Source organism: Providencia sp. Marseille-Q8014, assembly GCF_965112055.1.
Genome location: NZ_CBCOPT010000001.1, coordinates 2,602,903 through 2,620,403, shown reverse-complemented (window position 1 = coordinate 2,620,403; position 17,501 = coordinate 2,602,903). Strand labels below are relative to the sequence as shown.

Genomic DNA, 17,501 nt, shown 5'->3' with positions numbered 1-17,501 from the left:
CTTCCTGTTATCAGCGGTATCATTCTTTATTATTATTTCTGCGCTAGCGGCAGTGAATTAATACCCATTTACTTGGAGAAATTCGCGGAAACTTGCCTCATTCCATGGTTGGCCTTGCCTATCAAACACGTGTTTTTGATTGAGTGTACTGATGATTTGTTCGAGAGCCTCAATACCGGAATCAAATAGGGTCTCTAATGCGGCAATGAGTGCGACTTCGTATTCATCGGGGAGCCGTGAACGAGTTTGCCAAATAATATTGGGTGCTGTACCAGGCGACTGGATTTGCCCTTTACCGCCTTCACGTGCAGGTATAATCTGATGATTAGCAGGTAAATAAGGGTTGAAATTCTGTATCGGTTCCATTTCTACTCCTCAATGAAGCTAATTTCGATTTGGTTGTTATTAACGCGAGTTTGATAAGTTTTTAAGTCACGTCCCCCAGGCTCGCGCAGACATTTTCCTGTTTTGATATCAAATACTGCTTCATGCAGTGGGCATTCAACTTTGCCATCTTCAACAAAACCTTGGCTCAGTAAAGCGTAAGCATGGGGGCAAACGTCCTCCATGGCGTAGTACTGGTTTTCCACTAAGAAAATACCAATCTCTGCATCATTGACTCTGGCGGAATAAGGAAATTCTTCTTGTACTTGTGAGACATTACATACGGCGACCCAACTCATATTACTTCCTCCACAGCAAGACAGTTTGTTTCATATATAAAACATTGTTTATTATTTAAAACCAGACTAATGGGCTGAGCGATAAACAGTCAATCTAATGTTGCGGATATGTAAAATATTTGTTTTAAAATGTGCGTTGTGTCGAGCTTATCGTTATTTCTGGTTTCATATAAGAAACCGTATCGGGAAATACAGCATAAGGGTCGCTTATACATTGAATTGTCGAGTATTCAGTTTAGGCTAGCGTGCCTACAGCAAGGAATAATGACTGTAAAAAGAGGTGGTTAAGAAAAGTTTAAACGATGAGGTGGTAGAACGATTCTGAATATTATTTTGGCGTATATCCCACGGGTAGGGAGGTGAAACTTGTCAGCAAAGACGGGTTGATAAAACCATGTGTTGTATTATTCGTTAACTGATAGGTATTAACACCCACCGATAAAGTGGGTGCAAATATTAACGTATAGTTAAAACAGAAATGTTAGAGTTTTGGATAATCATTGAGGCGGTAGAACCTAAGAAGTAGGTGGACATACCGGGCCGTTTTGAGCCGATAACAATCAAATCTGCTTGTATCTGATCTGCAATACGTAAAATTTCATCTCTAGGTGTGCCCATAACAACTTGAGCCGTATATTTTTCTTTTGATAATTTGAAATCTTTAATTATATCAATCAATTGATTGGTCACTTTATCTTGTTCACTATCCGCTTTTTCAGCAAAACCAAATCCCATAGAAGTATAAAAAGGAATGGTTGGAATGACGGCTAAAAAATGAACGTGAGCATTTTCTTCCTCAGAAAGGTATTGAATGTGAGGAAGGACAAGGTTCGCTAAATTTTTTTCTGTGATATCAATGGGGACTAAGATTTTTTTGTACATATTGTTCTCCGAACAATCATGAATAGTATGCTCAAAACTTATCTGATTAAAACAATCGCTGGAAACAACATTTACCCTAGCTTTTGCACGGTAAAAAACTCTCTCTTAATACAAGTATAAATATAGCGCTAACTAACAATTAGAGTACAACATGATAACGTTTGATACTTTGACGGAGGATTCAAGTCAGAAAATTAAAATTGGCTGTTTTAAACAGGTTCATTCGTGCGATTTATTTCTAGATAGTTATTTAACACCTATCTTTATCATGGTAGATATTATATGGTTTATATATAAACCATAACGTTTTATATGCTTTGAGGGACTATTTTGGGAATTGTCAAAATTTCAGATGAATTACATGACTATTTGCGTCGTGCTAGCCATGTTATGTCACGTTCTATTAATTCTCAGGCGGAATTTTGGATAAAAATAGGTATTCAAGCAGAATTAAATCCAGACAAAACCTTCACGACACTGATTAGTGAAATGTTAGAAAAAGAATCTGTTAATCATAAAGGGAAGTAGCATGAGTAATATCACAATCAAAACAGCGGAAGAAATTGAATTGATGCGTGAGTCAGGCCGCTTGCTAGCTAAAGTATTTGCCATGCTGGATACGTTTATCGTGCCAGGTATTACCACCATGGAAATCAATAATAAGGTTGAAGACTATATTGTAAACGATCTACAAGCTAGGCCGGCCAGTAAGGGGCAGTATGATTACCAATATGTGTTAAATACCTCGTTGAATGAGGTCGTTTGCCATGGCGTACCGAAAGTTGATGAATATTTAAAAGCCAAAGATATTATCAACGTAGATATTACATTAGAAAAAAATGGTTTTATTGCTGACTCAAGCAAAATGTATGTCATGCCAGAGGCTTCTCCACTTGCGCGTAAACTAGTTAAAGATACTTATGAAGCGATGTGGGAAGGGATCAAGCAGGTCAAACCTGGTGCAACTCTGGGAGATATTGGTGCCGCAATTCAACACCATGCACAAGCCAACGGGTACAGTGTTGTGCGTGAATACTGTGGTCATGGTATAGGCCGCGAAATGCACGAAGATCCTCAGGTCCTCCACTATGGCGTACGGGGTCAAGGTGCGGTGTTGAAAGAAGGGATGACATTTACAATCGAACCAATGATTAACCAAGGTGGCATGAAAATTAAAACTAAAAAAGATGGTTGGACTGTGGTGACTCGAGACAAGAAGTTGTCAGCACAATCTGAGCATACGATTTTAGTGACAGCAACAGGTTATGAAGTGCTAACCCTGCGCGATGAAGAAAAGGCTTATGTCGCTAAACATCACCTCTAATAGAGCGAAAATGAGTGTAAAAAGCCGCTTATGCGGCTTTTTGTCTATTTATTCCTTTATTTACTAAGGGAATGCGTGGCTGTTAAAAGCTCAGTTTGATTTTACTGATTTCACTCAAGTTAATATGCTGCATTGACAGTAGAATAACATCACCTCTAACAGATTTTTGATTGTATGAATCGATTGACTCGCCATTGGCTTGGTCATATACCATTTTGTCGTTGTCGTGATAACACTGATGTTTTTAGTCACTTTTACAATGCTAAGTTGCACATTTAAATCCGACATCATGTTATTGAGTTAATCAGATGTATAATTTTATAACAATTTGATTTTATACAATAATAGCTATGTTTTGGCGATGACTCAGTGAATAAATTCGCGCTGGCCATTCTGTTTCAATAAATAAATTTATTAGGTTTTACCAATATAGCGAGTTATCGGCGTTTTTGAGTACTCGATTCACATTAAAAATGATAATTGAAAGTCATAATTACAAGGAAATACCTTTAATTATTAGAGAGCTGCATGGTATATAAATAATAGCGTTTTTTACATTTTCTTGGTAAGCGTAATTATTATTAATGACTAAAAAATTAACGTCTTTAATTTGGCTTTTGTGTGTGTGAGGATACAAATCTATCAGCTGCTATATATAAAAATAATATAAAGTTAAATATGTTTTCAATTAATGCTTTTAGTTTTATTTCTCAAAGTTAAAAGGAGGTTTTTGCAATAATGTCATTTGGGAGATTTTTCTGTGTCAGTAGCGATAAAAAATATCAAGGGTAATTGAGATTAATTACGACTTGATATCAATGATAAGGGGGCTTCATTTATTGATAATAATTTTCACTCCATTTAGGAGGTTTCATTATGCATGAGAAAAATATTGATTTTTGGGAGCAGGTTTTTCGCTGGATTCAACTCAATTTTCCTTTATTAAGTGGTGTTATGTTGGCAACGCTAATTGCATTTATTAGAGAATGGCGAGATGGTAACAGCGCATGGCAATCATTAGCCGAAGCAGTCATTTGTGGTGCTATTACCGTTAGTGCTATTCGTACTCTACAATGGTTACTTGTATATATGAATTATTCTGAGGCTTGGTCATCCCTTGCGGAGTTTTGTGGAGCGATGATAGGTTTTCTTGGGACAAAAAAATTAAGTTGGATTATTGATTCTTTTTTAATTTCAATAAAAAAACGCTATGGAGATAAAGAGTAACGTGTCATTTTAGTTTCCGAGTAATGAAGAATGAAAACTGAGTAGTACGATAAGCCCTAATGAGGCTTATCGAAGTATATTGTTATTCATAAAAAGAGTAATCGCTAATATAAAACTTAATTGGCTCGTCTCATCAACAGAGATAACTTATATCCATTAATCCATTAATCCATTAATCCATTAATCCATTAATCCATTAATCCATTAATCTATTAATCCATTAATTCATTCCTTTCATTGGGTTATTCTTGCTAAGATTTATAATTCAATTTATGCGTTTTCCAGACGTGCGGTCATGTGTGTGAACAACGCGTCAGAGATCCGGTCAAAATTATCTTATTGTAGAGAAAAGCCTAGGGCATTTGATCTGCTGAGCTAATCGACTTTGCCAAGGGAACGATGTTACCTCATTTCATACACGTGGCGGTAGATATTCTGACTGTATGCAAACACTAAAACTAGGTTGATGAAATTTTGTATTAAAAGGGACTTGGGTTAATTCACGATGACACACTGGGATTTAATTGGGGAAGCTCGAGGAGTGTATGCCAAAGCTTGAATTTGAACATCAAAAACCAATTAAAAAACAGTAGGTTAACTAGCTGTTTTTTTGGGTGTGAACATGAATAATGGCAAGCAAATAATCATTTTTAGATGGCATTTTAGCGTTAAAATCTGAACTTGTTTTTGGTCGTTAAAAAGCTAGAAAGTGTTATTCTGGATATGTTATATCATCGAGAAATTTCTTATCTGGAACTTCTCTATGTTTAGCCTTTCTGAATTAATTAATGACACACCTATTGACTCTATTCTCTTATTTGTTATTACGTTTATTTTGTTAGTGATTTCAGCTTACATCGGTAAATTTATATTTAAGCGTAGGAATGCACATGAAGACATTGCGGATGACGAAGCGAAAATAATATTAGGCGCAATTTTATCCTTACTGGGGTTATTGATTGGTTTTGTGTTGTCAATTTCAATCAATGGCTATAATAACCGTCAACAAACTGAGGAAAATGAAGCGATTGCGATTGGCAATGCTTATCAACGGATACAAATACTCAACAATAGCGATAAAAATGATGCAATCCATCTATTACAGCAGTATTTAGAAGCAAGAATTGAATTTTTTAAATCGGGTATCAGTGATGAAAATAATCAATGGCGAAGGGTATCTTTAGAAAAGCAAGCCGCACTCTGGGATATCGCCGTTAAGGAAGCGAACCAATCTCCCAACCCTGTTATTGCTTCTGTACTCACTGCGTTTAGTGACCTCTATCTTTCACAGCAAAAAACCATGGCAAGTTGGCGTCATCAAATACCAAACGCAGCTTGGTTTTTACTCATTTTCTTTGCGATTTGTTCTAATATCTTGATTGGATACAACATCCGAGGTACGAAAGGAAAGAACGGGTTAATTTTAATATTGCCTTCCTTAACAACATTAGCGTTATTTATGATTGCAGAGATTGATATTCCGGGAGAAGGGGTTATTCATGTGACACCGGATGATTTGATTTCTTTGCAGGAGTTCTTATTTAAAGAAGGGGCGTTAGTGGGTAAGTTGGGCTAATAGCATTTGGAAATTGATTGCTTAATGAAGTGAAAAATCCCCGTAGCCAAGGTGGCTATGGGGATTTTATTTCTAGCGTACAATAATACCTAACAGAATACCGATAGCTCCAAAGTCAGCATCACTAAATGTTGTATTTGCGATACCGATATCACCAAGAACAGGTAATAGGAATACAGGTAAGAAGGTAATCAATAAACCTTGCGCAAAGGCACCTAAAATGGCACCTCGACGTCCGCCTGTTGCATTACCGAATACGCCAGCTGCTGCACCAACGAAGAAGTGTGGCACAACGCCTGGAATAATGACGGTCATATTGAGCGCATAGAGAATAAACATACCGATTATTCCGGCAGCAAAGCTACTTAAGAAACCGACTAATACAGCATTTGGCGCATAAGGGAAGACGACAGGGCAGTCTAGAGCTGGTTTTGCATTTGGTACTAATTTATCCGAAATACCTTTAAAAGCAGGTACGATCTCAGCAATCACCATACGAACACCTTGCAGGATAATATAAACACCCGCAGCAAATGTAATAGATTGCATTAATGAGAACATGAACCAATTTTTACCGCCACTCACTTCACGTACATAATCACCACCCGCGAATAGGCAGGTAATAATGAAAATAATGAACATAGTGAATGAAATAGCCACTGGGGTATCACGTAAGAAAAGCAAGCTCTTTGGCACATTCATATCTTCAGTTGAATGTTCTTTATTACCAAATTTACTGCCAATAAAACCGGCGAGGACATATGAAATAGTGGAAAAGTGACCAATGGCGACATCATCAGAACCCGTGACTTTTTTCATGTATGGGTGCGCGATGGCTGGGAAAAACACCATACAAAAGCCGACAATCAGTGAACCAACGACGACTAACATTGTTCCTTGCATTCCAGCAGTTGCTAGAATAACGGCAACCATCATTGACATGAATAATGTGTGATGGCCGGTGAGGAAAATAAATTTCCATGGTGTCAGGCGTGCAATGAGTATGTTGATTAACATGGCAAAGAACATAATCATCGCCATTTCACGGCCAAAGCTCTTCTGAGCGATAGAGACGATCGCTTCATTGTTTGGAACGACACCGTTAATGCCAAAGGCATGTTGGAAAATCGCTGAAAAATCACCGAGTGAACTAACGACTAAACCAGCACCTGCACCTAAAATGACAAAACCCATGATGGTTTTGATGGTGCCTTTAATGCATTCGGTCACCGGTTTTTTTTGAGCAATCAGACCGATAAGTGCGATCAGACCCACTAATATAGCGGGTTCTGATAGCACATCTTCCATCAGAAAACGAAAAAATGACATACCGCCTCCGTTTATAGCGCGCCGAGATTACGCAGAGCGACACTCAAATGTTCTTTCATTGCAACTTTGTCGATCATATTTTCTAGCGCAACAATTTCACCATTAACGTGTTGTGCGACTAATTGCTCCGCGATATCTTTAGTTCCGACATAAATATCACTTGCAGTCCCTTTTGCTGAACCAAGATCAACATGATCAACATCTGCATTGACTTGCAAGTCTTTCAAAATTGTTTTGATGCTCATTTCCATCATTAGGCTAGTACCTAAACCATTTCCGCATACGACTGTGATTTTCATGTGATTTCCTTTTAATAATTAGTAACGAGCGATGATATTGAGAATGTCATCGATGTTTTCTGATTGCATAATGCTGTCAATATCTTCTTGATTATCAAAAAGTTCTGCAAGTTTAGCGATGGCGCCAATATGGCTATCACTGTCAGTTGCAGCAAGAACAATTAACAGCTTGATTGGGTCGTTGCCTTCAGATCCAAACTCCACACCATTCTTGATAACGGTTAAACCCAGTGATAATTGGTTAACACCGTCTTCCGGGCGAGCATGGGGCATTGCAATGCCTGGACCTAGGACATAATAAGGACCAATTTTTTCATGTGAATGAATGATGGCATCAATATAAGAAGGTTGAATGGAATTGTTTTTAATCAAGGGTTCGCAAGCGATATTAATCGCCTCTCGCCAATCAGTGGCGTTTTCGACAACCTGAATAACATTGGGGGTCAGTAATGTCGTTAGCATTAAATTTGCTCCTGGTAATGTAAAACTCTTTTTTTAGCTTTTCTTCTAACTAAGAGCATAGTAGTGATCAATGGTAGCGCTATCTAGTTGAATTATTCATTTTCGTGATAGCGCTATCATTTCGCAAAAATAAAGCGAATAAAAAGCAAAGAGCATAAAAGTCCGCTCATTAACAAAACTAACCTGTGGTAACTTATAGCCAGATAGAGAATGAAATAGAGCAAAAAAACCTTTTATGGAAAAAATACGCAAAAGAAAAAATACAGGACGGGTAACGCTTCAGGATGTGGCCAAATATGCAGGTGTGGGATCAATGACTGTATCGAGAGCGTTGCGTACTCCTGATTTGGTATCAGATAAACTGCGAGAAAAAATTAATGAAGCCGTTGCCGAGTTGGGATACATACCAAACTCTGCGGCTGGAATATTAGCATCAGGCCAAAGCAGAACCATAGCAGTGTTAGTTCCGTCATTAAGGGACTACGCGAGTTCGGCATTCCTGCAACCATTACAAGACGTGCTGAATAAAAATAGTTATCAGGTTGTCATTGGTAGTCATGATTATCAGCAAAAAAAAGAAGCAGAGGTTCTATTTACGTTATTACAAAGTAATCCTGCCGCTGTAGTGATTTTTGGGGCAATTAATTCCGAGAGCGTTTTTAATTACCTTAAAAATATTGATATTCCCGTCATCGGTGTTGCAGGTGAATCGAATTATCCGCTGTCATTAAACATCAGAAGTAATATTGGTGAAGCCGTGTTTTTTTTAACCCACTATATGCTGCAAAAAGGGTATCAAAGAATTGGTTATATAGGCGCCCAGATGGATAGCAAAGTACAAAGTCAGCAATTGAGTGGTTGGACAAAAGCCATGCTCAGTCACTATCATAGCGCTGAACAAAGTATTACGACGCCCTATGTTGCGACGATGGATTTTGGGCGCCAAGCGATTAGCGAAATGCTAACACGGCAGCCTGAGCTTGATGCCGTCATATGTAGCCATGAAATGATTGCGTTAGGTGTGCTATTTGAATGTCAAAGAAGACTCGTAAAAGTACCGTCTATGTTAGCGGTTGCTTGCGTTGAAGGATCATCTAATTGTGATTATATTCATCCATCATTAACCTCTGTGCGTATTGATTATAGCAAAATGGCAAAAGAGACGGCGAAGAAACTACAAAAATGGTTAGCAGATCCTGATAGTGATTACTCGAATCAACACGAAGAGATCATCTTTCCTTATAAATTTGAAGCAAGGCAAAGTGCATAATGATGAAGTTTATAACTTTCGCTTTCACATTAGCGAGTTTATTAATGTCGACGGCATCAGCAGAAAAGGGATATCTGCCAGCAATACAAAATATATACGCATTGTACAGTGGTGTATTAATAAAGGGGCCTGTAAAAGAAATAAATGCGACGTTTTATACTGAAAATAATATAGTCGCTCATGAGATTAACTTAAAATTGGACGAAAACAGTTGTATTGAGAGTTTTGAGTCCATTTCTTCTGCCGCTAACCAGCATATACAATTAGCAAGAGAAGATAACCAATTAAAAGGTCGTAGCGCTCAAGGGGAGATTATTATTAATTTAGACGACCAATGTCGTTTTATCTCTCAAAAAGATCATTATGGTACTGCGTATTTTGAATACAATGAACGGGGTTATATCAAGAGTATTACCAATAGCAGTAGCGATACCATTGATACATTAGTTTATAGTCATTTAGGTGAGCTTCAGGAAATGAATTACTATGATAACAATCAGTTGTATATGCAGACGATCTACACGCCAATAGCCGATAGTGAGCGTTATGCGGATATTCGGATAGAACAGAAAATGCTTGGTGATTTGGGGTATAGCGTTGACAGAAAATGTCAATATAATCCGTCGGGAGCACCAACAACTTGCCAAGTTTTAACGACCTATGATGTTGATGGAAAAATGCAAACTCAAAAGCAGTCTTTAGTGATTGAAACACAATTCTATGAGGTTCAAGGGGAAGGTAAATAACTTACCGCTTAAGTGATAAGTGAGTGTGACAGTTATCGATATGGTCGTAAGGATTGATGCTTTCTGAGTTGCTGTCCTTTGAATGAAATGCGCTATATCTCCGGTGAACGCCTCTTTAGGGCAAGTTAAAGAGGCGTTTGATTTCTTATTTTTTATTAATCAACGTTTTATTATAAATAAAACGCGCTTCCGCTTGTTGCAAATAACTCAGAATGAGTTGATAGATCTGCTCAGATTTATGGCATAAATTGCTATTGCTCGCCAAAGTGGGTTCCACTTGTTCGATAAATTGTTTTAAAAAATCATCAATACTTAGATTCTTATGAGCAATTTGTGTATGGTAAAACTGATATACATATGATGCTTGTGTATCTGAAAGATCGATATTTGCATTTATATTGTTGATTGCAAGTAAGAGCAATTGAGTATTTGTCATAATACACCCTATCACAGAGACGTATAAATGCTACCTGACTAAAATGAAATCCATTGTCAAAATTGGCCGTAAAATTTTAGTTTTCTCATTCAAGATAGATTTATAGGAATATTCTGTATTGGTACGCCTGCTATTTTGTGTCCGCAATCAATAAGGCATGGTGTATTCACTATTTCTATTGGGCTTTTAAGTATATTTTTAAGGGGTATCTGGCGCAAATTGCACTTTAAAAGCGTGTTGAATGCTAACTCCTTATTCTATTGATGTACTGAGTTTCTCACTATGTCGTGTTTTGACGCGCTATGGTGATGTGAGATTAGAGTCATATTTTCCCAGATGAGTGAAGCGCGATTAGTCTAGTCGGCGAGAAAGGTAAATTAGCACAAAATAGAAAAAAGTGGTTTATTGATTCATCTGTATAAATTAAAGACCGCCGGTACTGGTGATATAGCCGAACGACAGATAACAAATTTAGATTGTATTATGAATTATCGTTATGATTTCTATTTTTTATCCTTCATTTACTCCTTTTGCGGGAGTGTAAATATTTAGATACAAATATTTGCTTATTGAAGGAAATATTTTTATTTATTCATGTTTTAAAATGCCATATTATTTGTTCTTAAGTTAAATGTTTTATGCTGATTATGCTGAAAATATTCTTTTTCGCTAAAAGAAACAAACTGTAACAGTTTGGTGGGGCAATAACTCTTATTTTCAATCGTTATTACTGATAGGATTACTCTTTGATTGTGTGAGACGAGTTAAAATAATTTAATTTTATTAAACTGAGTTATTTTTAACTGTTATATTTTCATCGCTGTCTCTCGCCTTATCATAATTATTTTTAATAGATAATAGTAAGAAAAATTTAAGTTATTAATGTGAGACGTATCGTTACCTAAAGCTGTACTCTACCTTATACTATTTAGAGATGCTTTAATTAACACGCTTGTTAAATATCTTTTTGTTTAATTATCAATGTGTTGGCTTTTTAAGAGCGTAAAGTATGAATATAGTCAAATTGCTCACGATCGTGCTGATTGTCGGTGGTGCATTTCTATTAGGGGTTATTTTTAATTATAAGCCTCAACCGGACCTGATCAAATCGGTTAAATATAGTGTAGTGGATTATTTGTCTTATCCTGAGTCAGCGGCATTTAGAAATATAAAATATAATTTTATTCGTGCAACAACTGACAAAGGGGAAGTCGGTTATGTTTGTGGGGAAGTATTAAGGGTAAAAAATGCAAAAATAGAAGGATATAAACGGTTCACGGTAAAGGTTTACAAAAATCAAGACGGCAGAACAGTATTGTCAATTCCATTAGTTGAAGGGGATTATGATCTGTTACCGTTGTCAGTGATGGAATCGTTATGGAAGCGATATTGCAGCTAAATTAATGCTTAGTGAATTTAGCTGTAATAGAGAATAGTATATAACCACTCAAATAACTTATTTTTATGATCTAATAGCCAAATCGGAAATTGCGAAAATTCGCTTTATAAGAAAACACTGGATAATTGCGCTGTTACCCAGTGTTTCCTCTGTGATTACTTATTTAGCGTGTTTATAAGTAGCTGATGACGATTATTATAAAATTTAAGGTAGGTCATATATCCCGTTAAAATGGTCGATAAACTGGCCGTAGCTAATAACATAAATGTTACCATGATCTGATATTTAACTGCTTCCAATGGATCAACACCAGCAAAAATTAATCCAGACATCATTCCGGGTAAACTGACGATACCGACTGTTTTTGCTGAGTCAATTGTTGGGATGAGTGATGCTCGGATACTATCACGAATGATAGAAATAGAGGCCGTTTTTGGGGTTGCACCTAGGCTTAGCATCTCTTGTATTTGCTGTTGTTGATTACTAAAACGCTGCCCTAAATTATTAAAACATAAACCGACAGCAATCATCGCATTGCCGGCAATCATGCCTGTAATTGGAATCACCTGCATAGGTGTAAAGACAATGGCTTTGGTGATAATCAAGATCAATAAGGTTAAAAGTGTGCTCGAGGTAATGGCGATAAAAGCGGTTACGAAAACTTTTTCTATATATTTACTTCTCTTTCTCGCATTCCAGGCGGCATTAAAGCAGATAAACATAACCATAGCGATAGTGAGAATTTCATGATCAACATGAAAAATATACTTTAGAATATAACCAACAATTAATAGCTGGACGATCGCACGGCATGTACTCCAAATGATGTCTTTTTCTAGAGTGAGTTTTTCTTTGTGACTAATAAAAATGGCAACCAGAACAAGTATGATAGAGAAAGCCAAGGATTCATTGGTAATATTAGGTTGGTGCATGGCTTATTCCTATTTTTCGGTATGATGAGCGGGAAGGGTAATCATGTTATCTGCATGTGAAATTTCATCTTGGTCATGTGTAACCCATAAGATGGCAATATTTTGTTGTGTTGCTAATTGATGGATTAATTCATTGACTTTCACTTTATTCGCCTCATCCAAAGCGCTGGTTATTTCATCTAATAATAAAACTTTAGGTAAAAATTGAAGGTTACGAATCAATGAGATACGTTGTTTTTCTCCTCCAGATAGCTCATTGATGCTTTTTTCTAAGATAGATTCGGGTAAAGAAAAATAGCTTAGATCTTGAAGCACTTTGTTTTTATTAAAAGTTTGCTTACGTATTTGATAAGGAAAAAATAGGTTGTCGTAAACAGTAGAACCAAATAAAGAGGGAGTTTGTGTACAGTAAGAAACTTGTTGGCGATATTCTTCCGGTGAGAGAGTCGTATAATCATGACCATTAAAAAGCAGACGTCCAGAAGTTGGCGAGAGTAACGAAGCGATTATTTTTAGTAGTGTGCTTTTTCCGCAACCAGAAGGCCCTGTTATTAATTTGAATTCACCTTCATATAAACGAAAATCTACTTTGTCTAGTATGACTTTATTATCAATGACGTATCCAATATTCTCCGCGGTCAATAGTGTGCGTTTTTTATCCATTTTAGATTTATCCTATGAAAATTAATCTGACTTCATGTGGAAATTTTATCATTGATTATCGATCTCAATAGTGACATGAAACGATATAAGCCGTTATATGCTTTGCAGTGCAAAACATTATGCGCCATTTACGTTAAAATTTACATATTAAGACGAAATAGAATGCCAATCGGAAAAAGATATTAATAAAATTTACGTTTTATTGTTGAGTTAATATGACTGCAAGACTCGGCGCTTTACCTTAATATTCATTATGGATATCCTATTGATAGGAGATGGCATTCCTCCTATCAAAAACCGCCCAAAGAAAAAGGGCTAATGATGCCTACGTTAACCTTTTCAATTGATAGGGGGCGTAGCGATTATGCGCCCTGAATATTTTGGGGCATAAATGCTTTCAACGTTTCCTTCTCATTTATCCCCTGTTTACAGCTATAAGGGATTGTCTATGTATGCATCACTTTTTTCTATTGCGTTAGGTTCCGTCTTGGGCGGTTGGCTAAGGTGGTTTGTCAGTTTAAGGCTTAATCATCTTTATCCAAACATTCCAATGGGCACAGTGTTTGTGAATTTAGTCGGGGGCTTTGTTATTGGTTTTGCTATTGCTTATTTTGCTAGCTCAAATTTAAATCCAGCTTATAAATTGTTTATTGTGACTGGTTTTTGTGGTGCCTTTACGACGTTCTCAACGTTTTCATGGGAAGTTTTGATGCTGATTCAAGAAGGAAAATTGATGATTGCGCTGAGTACTATCGCAATTCATGTTGTAGGAGCGTTATTTTTTACCTTCTTAGGTATGCTTTGTCATCATTGGCTATTGCAACAGTAATGCCTGAAAACGGCTCTTCCATTGTGGATGATGATTAACGATAAATTGAATATTTTCGGCTGGATGCATAATAGGCGAAAAATAGGAGTAAGCGCACAAGGGCTGCTTAGAAGAAAAGTATTGATATCACCGCCTTACTCTGGTTGCAAAAACTAGGCGCTTATTTGTTAATGACAACGGGTAAGGTGGGTATTTATAAATATTAAGATAATTTTTATAAATGAATATTCCTTATTAATCCCTAATTACGATCAGTTATTTTAAAGGAGACGATATTGAATCTCTTTATATTGTATTTACGTTTCTCAATGAGTGAAATTTTGTCTAGTTAAAAATATGATCAATTATCCTCACATCGTATCTTTAAAATGAAGAACGCATTATTTCAGAATGGCTTTTAGCAAAAAAACACTTTTTATACACTAATTTTAACAAAATGCTAATAAAGTAGATTGTTTGGAGTAATTTGATTCTATTATGAGAAAAACAACCTTTTTTCCTAAATCATAAGTGTATTTTTTGGAATTATGGCGGTCGACAACAGAATATAATCTCGTTGAACAAAAAATAAACCAAGAAATCATTTATTGCTAACTCTGGATTTTGTGAAATATAACGCTAAAAAATCACGTTATTATCAGCGTATTCCTGATGTTGCAATGATTTTTTTATTATTTATCACTATTTTAATGATGAGTTTTCTATTTGGCAATTTGCCTAGTCTTCCAGAGCGTTATCTATACATATTGATTTTCGATGATATTATGATTTTTGTTGCTATTTTCCATTATCGATAGCGAAATAATCTCATATTTGGCTATATATCAAACTAACTATGAAGTTATATCGCGCGTTATAAAAAATAATAAAACGTATAGCCTTAAAAAAATTGAATTAGAAAAAGATATTGACGGGGAAAAGTTATGTCACAGATGTTAGCTCTGTTTATCATAGTTTTGATATTGTATATCGGCGATGCAATTGCGGTGAGAACCAAAGCTTGGATCCCTTCTGTATTCGTGTGTGCCGTTTTATTCCTATTCGGTTATTGGACATTCTTTCCAAAGGATATTGTAAGTATTGCTGGAATACCGCAAGTGGTTGCAGTGATGTTGATGTATCTGTTAATAACCAATATGGGAACACTGTTATCGCTAAAGGAACTTTTACGGCAGTGGAAAACCATTTTAATTTCCTTATCTGGAATTTTAGGCATTATTATATTTATATTCGCTGTGGGAATGGTGTTATTTGATCTCAATACAATCTTGGTTGCTATTCCACCCTTAGTGGGGGGAATTGTTTCTTCACTTATTATGTCTAAAGGGGCAGCGGATGCTGGCCTGATTGATTTATCCGTATTTGCTATTTTAATTTATGTTATGCAAGGTTTTGCCGGATACCCATTAACAGCGGTCATGTTAAAAAGAGAAGGGCGCAGAGTTCTTGAACAATACCGTAATGGTCAATGGAACGCGTCATTATCTGTTGAAGGGGCAAAAGATGTTGCAGTAAAAACGGTGGTTTCTGAAGAAGAGATGCCGCGTTTATTCAAGAAAATACCTTCACATTACAATACCAGTTATTTTAAGTTTTTACGCTTAGCAGCGGTTGGGTATCTTGCCTATTTAGTTTCAACATGGGCTGCCCCTATTGTGAGCATTAGCCCATTTGTATTATGTCTGTTATTTGGGGTTATTGCTTCTTCACTCGGCTTTTTAGAAAGGCAACCTTTACAAAAAGCCAATGGGTTTGGCTTTGCCATTATGGCGTTGATGCTGTTTATTTTCGATACCTTAAACCATGCGACTCCAGATATGTTATTACGACTGGTTTATCCAATGATTGTTTTAATTGTTGCCGCAGTAATTGGGATGTATCTCGCTTCTTGGATAGTCGGAAAGATACTGGGTGTCTCTAAAGAAATGGCATTCGCCGTATCGTTAACCGCACTCTATGGTTTTCCAGCCGATTATATCATTACGAATGAAGCGATTAATGCGCTGACGAAAGATGAGAAAGAAAGGCAAATTCTGACCGGCCATATGTTAGGACCCATGTTAGTCGGTGGATTTATTTCAGTGACCATGGTCTCTGTGGTACTTGCTGGAATTATGGTTGGTTTTATTACACCACTTGCAGGGTAAATGATGATGGAAACAAGCACATTCAGAATTCAACGGCATTTAGAGCAGTTGGCCGAATTTACATCGACACCGGGTCAAGGAACGACTCGTATGAGCTATAGTGAGCAAGATAAGCAAGCTAGAGCATATTTAAAAGAGCAAATGCATCTGCTTGGCTTACAGGTACGTGAGGATGCCATCGGTAATCTCTATGGACGATTAGAAGGCACGGAAAGTGGGTTGCCTGCCGTTATGATTGGTTCACATTTTGATTCTGTACCCAATGGTGGCGCTTTCGATGGGCCAGCAGGGATTGTGGCAGGGTTGGATGTTGTGGCGCGTATTCGTGAGCAACAACTTCAACCACGTTATCCCCTTGAAGTCATTGCATTGGTTGAAGAAGAAGGAACCAGCTTTGGGCGGGGTTTGATGGCTTCGAGTGTGATAACAGGTCTGATTGGTCGCCAAGAATTGCACCAATTAACTGACAGACAAGGTATTTCTGCGGCACAACGTATGGCTGATGCGGGATTTAATGCCGATAAAGCAGCAGAAGCCGTACTTGTACCGTCGACAGTGAAAGCTTTCTTAGAACTGCATATTGAGCAAGGCCCCGTCTTAGAGCAAGCAAATGAAGACGTTGGCATTGTTGATATCATTGTTGGTATTGCTCAGCTTGAAGTCAAATTAACGGGTAAAGCGGGGCATGCAGGAACGACACCAATGCATATGCGTGCTGATGCATTGGTGTGCGCGAGTCACATTATCAGCCAAATTGCGAACATAGCGATAACAGTAGGTGAAAGTACGGTTGCAACAGTCGGAAGATTGAATGTGTTACCTAATGGGGCAAATGTGATCCCGAGTGAAGTCACATTCAGTGTTGATATTCGTTCGAGAAATGAAACGGCGTTACGTCAAGCCATTGCACAAATCATCGCGCTGGTTGAGCAGGAAAGTACTAAGAGGAATATTCAAAGTGATGTTATTCAGCCTCTTTATGTTTCACCCACAAAATTAGCTCCTGAAATTCATCAGTTGATGGTAAATCATGCACAAAAACAGGGATTACGTTATCGAACGATGGTAAGTGGTGCAGGGCATGACACGATGATTTTTGCCGGTATCACAGCCACTGGGCTAATTTTTGTACCGAGTCGTAATGGATTAAGTCATCATCCAGATGAATGGACGGATTATGAGCAAATCGCTCGTGGTGTTGACGTTATGTTTGAGTCTGTGCGGTCATTAACCGAATGTTGAACTCATAATCAGTCTTATCGTGATTAAGCAGATGAAGAGATCTCTGCTCTGAGGT

19 protein-coding genes and 1 riboswitch are annotated in these 17,501 nt (G+C 37.2%); of the genes, 10 read left to right on the top strand and 9 right to left on the bottom strand.

The genetic code is table 11. The features are described from left to right. Positions 1-57: 57 nt before the first annotated feature. The 3 genes from ACWPW6_RS11560 to ACWPW6_RS11550 form a co-directional block, all read right to left on the bottom strand. Positions 58-366 carry a recombinase-like helix-turn-helix domain-containing protein gene (locus ACWPW6_RS11560; RefSeq protein ID WP_249998892.1) on the bottom strand — a complete coding sequence of 103 codons (309 nt, stop codon included), beginning with the start codon at positions 364-366 and terminating at the stop codon, positions 58-60. A 2-nt stretch (positions 367-368) separates the two neighbouring features. Further along, positions 369-683, bottom strand: coding sequence for a Rieske (2Fe-2S) protein (locus ACWPW6_RS11555; RefSeq protein ID WP_154621905.1), 315 nt, complete (start codon positions 681-683; stop codon positions 369-371). A gap of 456 nt (positions 684-1,139) precedes the next feature. Beyond that, complete coding sequence (locus ACWPW6_RS11550) at positions 1,140-1,565, bottom strand: universal stress protein (RefSeq protein WP_154621904.1); 426 nt, start codon at positions 1,563-1,565, stop codon at positions 1,140-1,142. A 330-nt stretch (positions 1,566-1,895) separates the two neighbouring features. On the opposite strand from ACWPW6_RS11550, the gene ACWPW6_RS11545 reads away from it, so the two are divergent. From ACWPW6_RS11545 to ACWPW6_RS11530, 4 genes are all read left to right on the top strand, one after another. Next, the gene (locus ACWPW6_RS11545) at positions 1,896-2,093 is read left to right on the top strand and encodes a ParD-like family protein (RefSeq protein WP_154621903.1); all 198 of its coding nucleotides are present in this window, start codon (positions 1,896-1,898) and stop codon (positions 2,091-2,093) included. A 1-nt stretch (position 2,094) separates the two neighbouring features. Beyond that, positions 2,095-2,889 (top strand): type I methionyl aminopeptidase, encoded by a 795-nt coding sequence (gene map / locus ACWPW6_RS11540; RefSeq protein WP_154621902.1) that lies wholly within the window; start codon positions 2,095-2,097, stop codon positions 2,887-2,889. 876 nt (positions 2,890-3,765) lie between these two features. Next, positions 3,766-4,116 (top strand): phage holin family protein, encoded by a 351-nt coding sequence (locus ACWPW6_RS11535; protein WP_154624736.1) that lies wholly within the window; start codon positions 3,766-3,768, stop codon positions 4,114-4,116. Between the two features lie 763 nt (positions 4,117-4,879). After that, the gene (locus ACWPW6_RS11530; RefSeq protein WP_251464362.1) at positions 4,880-5,692 is read left to right on the top strand and encodes a bestrophin-like domain; all 813 of its coding nucleotides are present in this window, start codon (positions 4,880-4,882) and stop codon (positions 5,690-5,692) included. Positions 5,693-5,764: 72 nt separating this feature from the next. On the opposite strand, the gene ACWPW6_RS11525 is transcribed toward ACWPW6_RS11530, so the two are convergent. From ACWPW6_RS11525 to ACWPW6_RS11515, 3 genes are read right to left on the bottom strand one after another with little or no spacing between them, the layout of a single operon-like run. Further along, positions 5,765-7,021: a PTS ascorbate transporter subunit IIC gene (locus ACWPW6_RS11525; RefSeq protein ID WP_154624734.1), complete on the bottom strand. Its 1,257-nt coding sequence runs from the start codon at positions 7,019-7,021 to the stop codon at positions 5,765-5,767. A gap of 11 nt (positions 7,022-7,032) precedes the next feature. Next, positions 7,033-7,320, bottom strand: a complete 288-nt coding sequence (locus tag ACWPW6_RS11520; RefSeq protein ID WP_154624733.1) for a PTS sugar transporter subunit IIB — start codon at positions 7,318-7,320, stop codon at positions 7,033-7,035. Between the two features lie 18 nt (positions 7,321-7,338). Further along, on the bottom strand, positions 7,339-7,782 hold the full coding sequence (locus ACWPW6_RS11515) for a PTS sugar transporter subunit IIA (RefSeq protein WP_154624732.1): 444 nt from the start codon (positions 7,780-7,782) through the stop codon (positions 7,339-7,341). A 235-nt stretch (positions 7,783-8,017) separates the two neighbouring features. On the opposite strand from ACWPW6_RS11515, the gene ACWPW6_RS11510 reads away from it, so the two are divergent. Beyond that, positions 8,018-9,052 carry a LacI family DNA-binding transcriptional regulator gene (locus tag ACWPW6_RS11510; protein ID WP_154624731.1) on the top strand — a complete coding sequence of 345 codons (1,035 nt, stop codon included), beginning with the start codon at positions 8,018-8,020 and terminating at the stop codon, positions 9,050-9,052. Continuing rightward, complete coding sequence (locus ACWPW6_RS11505) at positions 9,052-9,798, top strand: YnfC family lipoprotein (protein ID WP_163862093.1); 747 nt, start codon at positions 9,052-9,054, stop codon at positions 9,796-9,798. Before ACWPW6_RS11510 ends, ACWPW6_RS11505 begins: the two co-directional genes overlap by 1 nt. A 145-nt stretch (positions 9,799-9,943) precedes the next feature. Here the strand turns inward: ACWPW6_RS11505 and ACWPW6_RS11500 are convergent, their stop codons facing one another. Next, complete coding sequence (locus ACWPW6_RS11500) at positions 9,944-10,234, bottom strand: hypothetical protein (RefSeq protein WP_154624729.1); 291 nt, start codon at positions 10,232-10,234, stop codon at positions 9,944-9,946. 1,009 nt (positions 10,235-11,243) lie between these two features. On the opposite strand from ACWPW6_RS11500, the gene ACWPW6_RS11495 reads away from it, so the two are divergent. Next, positions 11,244-11,633: a hypothetical protein gene (locus ACWPW6_RS11495; protein WP_154635772.1), complete on the top strand. Its 390-nt coding sequence runs from the start codon at positions 11,244-11,246 to the stop codon at positions 11,631-11,633. A gap of 155 nt (positions 11,634-11,788) precedes the next feature. Here the strand turns inward: ACWPW6_RS11495 and fetB are convergent, their stop codons facing one another. Together fetB and fetA are read right to left on the bottom strand one after the other, a co-directional pair. Beyond that, positions 11,789-12,565: an iron efflux ABC transporter permease subunit FetB gene (fetB, locus tag ACWPW6_RS11490; RefSeq protein WP_249998886.1), complete on the bottom strand. Its 777-nt coding sequence runs from the start codon at positions 12,563-12,565 to the stop codon at positions 11,789-11,791. 9 nt (positions 12,566-12,574) lie between these two features. Further along, positions 12,575-13,228 (bottom strand): iron efflux ABC transporter ATP-binding subunit FetA, encoded by a 654-nt coding sequence (gene fetA, locus ACWPW6_RS11485; RefSeq protein WP_163862089.1) that lies wholly within the window; start codon positions 13,226-13,228, stop codon positions 12,575-12,577. Between the two features lie 262 nt (positions 13,229-13,490). After that, positions 13,491-13,563, top strand: a riboswitch (Fluoride riboswitch). 113 nt (positions 13,564-13,676) lie between these two features. On the opposite strand from fetA, the gene crcB reads away from it, so the two are divergent. The 3 genes from crcB (at position 13,677) to ACWPW6_RS11470 (ending at position 17,446) form a co-directional block, all read left to right on the top strand. After that, a complete protein-coding gene (crcB, locus tag ACWPW6_RS11480; protein WP_196713006.1) occupies positions 13,677-14,057 on the top strand; it encodes a fluoride efflux transporter CrcB in 381 nt (126 codons plus the stop codon). 923 nt (positions 14,058-14,980) lie between these two features. Beyond that, positions 14,981-16,204 carry a hypothetical protein gene (locus ACWPW6_RS11475; protein ID WP_154623350.1) on the top strand — a complete coding sequence of 408 codons (1,224 nt, stop codon included), beginning with the start codon at positions 14,981-14,983 and terminating at the stop codon, positions 16,202-16,204. A 3-nt stretch (positions 16,205-16,207) separates the two neighbouring features. Beyond that, on the top strand, positions 16,208-17,446 hold the full coding sequence (locus ACWPW6_RS11470) for a Zn-dependent hydrolase (protein WP_230086027.1): 1,239 nt from the start codon (positions 16,208-16,210) through the stop codon (positions 17,444-17,446). Positions 17,447-17,501: the final 55 nt, after the last annotated feature.

What these genes read in the sequence shown, in the direction of transcription:
- ACWPW6_RS11520 (WP_154624733.1), bottom strand. Translation starts at nt 7,320, where the DNA reads ATGAAAATCACAGTCGTATGCGGAAATGGTTTAGGTACTAGCCTAATG.
- ACWPW6_RS11475 (WP_154623350.1), top strand. Translation starts at nt 14,981, where the DNA reads ATGTCACAGATGTTAGCTCTGTTTATCATAGTTTTGATATTGTATATC.
- ACWPW6_RS11510 (WP_154624731.1), top strand. Translation starts at nt 8,018, where the DNA reads ATGGAAAAAATACGCAAAAGAAAAAATACAGGACGGGTAACGCTTCAG.
- ACWPW6_RS11500 (WP_154624729.1), bottom strand. Translation starts at nt 10,234, where the DNA reads ATGACAAATACTCAATTGCTCTTACTTGCAATCAACAATATAAATGCA.
- crcB (WP_196713006.1), top strand. Translation starts at nt 13,677, where the DNA reads ATGTATGCATCACTTTTTTCTATTGCGTTAGGTTCCGTCTTGGGCGGT.
- fetB (WP_249998886.1), bottom strand. Translation starts at nt 12,565, where the DNA reads ATGCACCAACCTAATATTACCAATGAATCCTTGGCTTTCTCTATCATA.
- ACWPW6_RS11470 (WP_230086027.1), top strand. Translation starts at nt 16,208, where the DNA reads ATGATGGAAACAAGCACATTCAGAATTCAACGGCATTTAGAGCAGTTG.
- ACWPW6_RS11550 (WP_154621904.1), bottom strand. Translation starts at nt 1,565, where the DNA reads ATGTACAAAAAAATCTTAGTCCCCATTGATATCACAGAAAAAAATTTA.
- ACWPW6_RS11505 (WP_163862093.1), top strand. Translation starts at nt 9,052, where the DNA reads ATGATGAAGTTTATAACTTTCGCTTTCACATTAGCGAGTTTATTAATG.
- ACWPW6_RS11530 (WP_251464362.1), top strand. Translation starts at nt 4,880, where the DNA reads ATGTTTAGCCTTTCTGAATTAATTAATGACACACCTATTGACTCTATT.
- map (WP_154621902.1), top strand. Translation starts at nt 2,095, where the DNA reads ATGAGTAATATCACAATCAAAACAGCGGAAGAAATTGAATTGATGCGT.
- fetA (WP_163862089.1), bottom strand. Translation starts at nt 13,228, where the DNA reads ATGGATAAAAAACGCACACTATTGACCGCGGAGAATATTGGATACGTC.
- ACWPW6_RS11535 (WP_154624736.1), top strand. Translation starts at nt 3,766, where the DNA reads ATGCATGAGAAAAATATTGATTTTTGGGAGCAGGTTTTTCGCTGGATT.
- ACWPW6_RS11515 (WP_154624732.1), bottom strand. Translation starts at nt 7,782, where the DNA reads ATGCTAACGACATTACTGACCCCCAATGTTATTCAGGTTGTCGAAAAC.
- ACWPW6_RS11495 (WP_154635772.1), top strand. Translation starts at nt 11,244, where the DNA reads ATGAATATAGTCAAATTGCTCACGATCGTGCTGATTGTCGGTGGTGCA.
- ACWPW6_RS11525 (WP_154624734.1), bottom strand. Translation starts at nt 7,021, where the DNA reads ATGTCATTTTTTCGTTTTCTGATGGAAGATGTGCTATCAGAACCCGCT.
- ACWPW6_RS11560 (WP_249998892.1), bottom strand. Translation starts at nt 366, where the DNA reads ATGGAACCGATACAGAATTTCAACCCTTATTTACCTGCTAATCATCAG.
- ACWPW6_RS11555 (WP_154621905.1), bottom strand. Translation starts at nt 683, where the DNA reads ATGAGTTGGGTCGCCGTATGTAATGTCTCACAAGTACAAGAAGAATTT.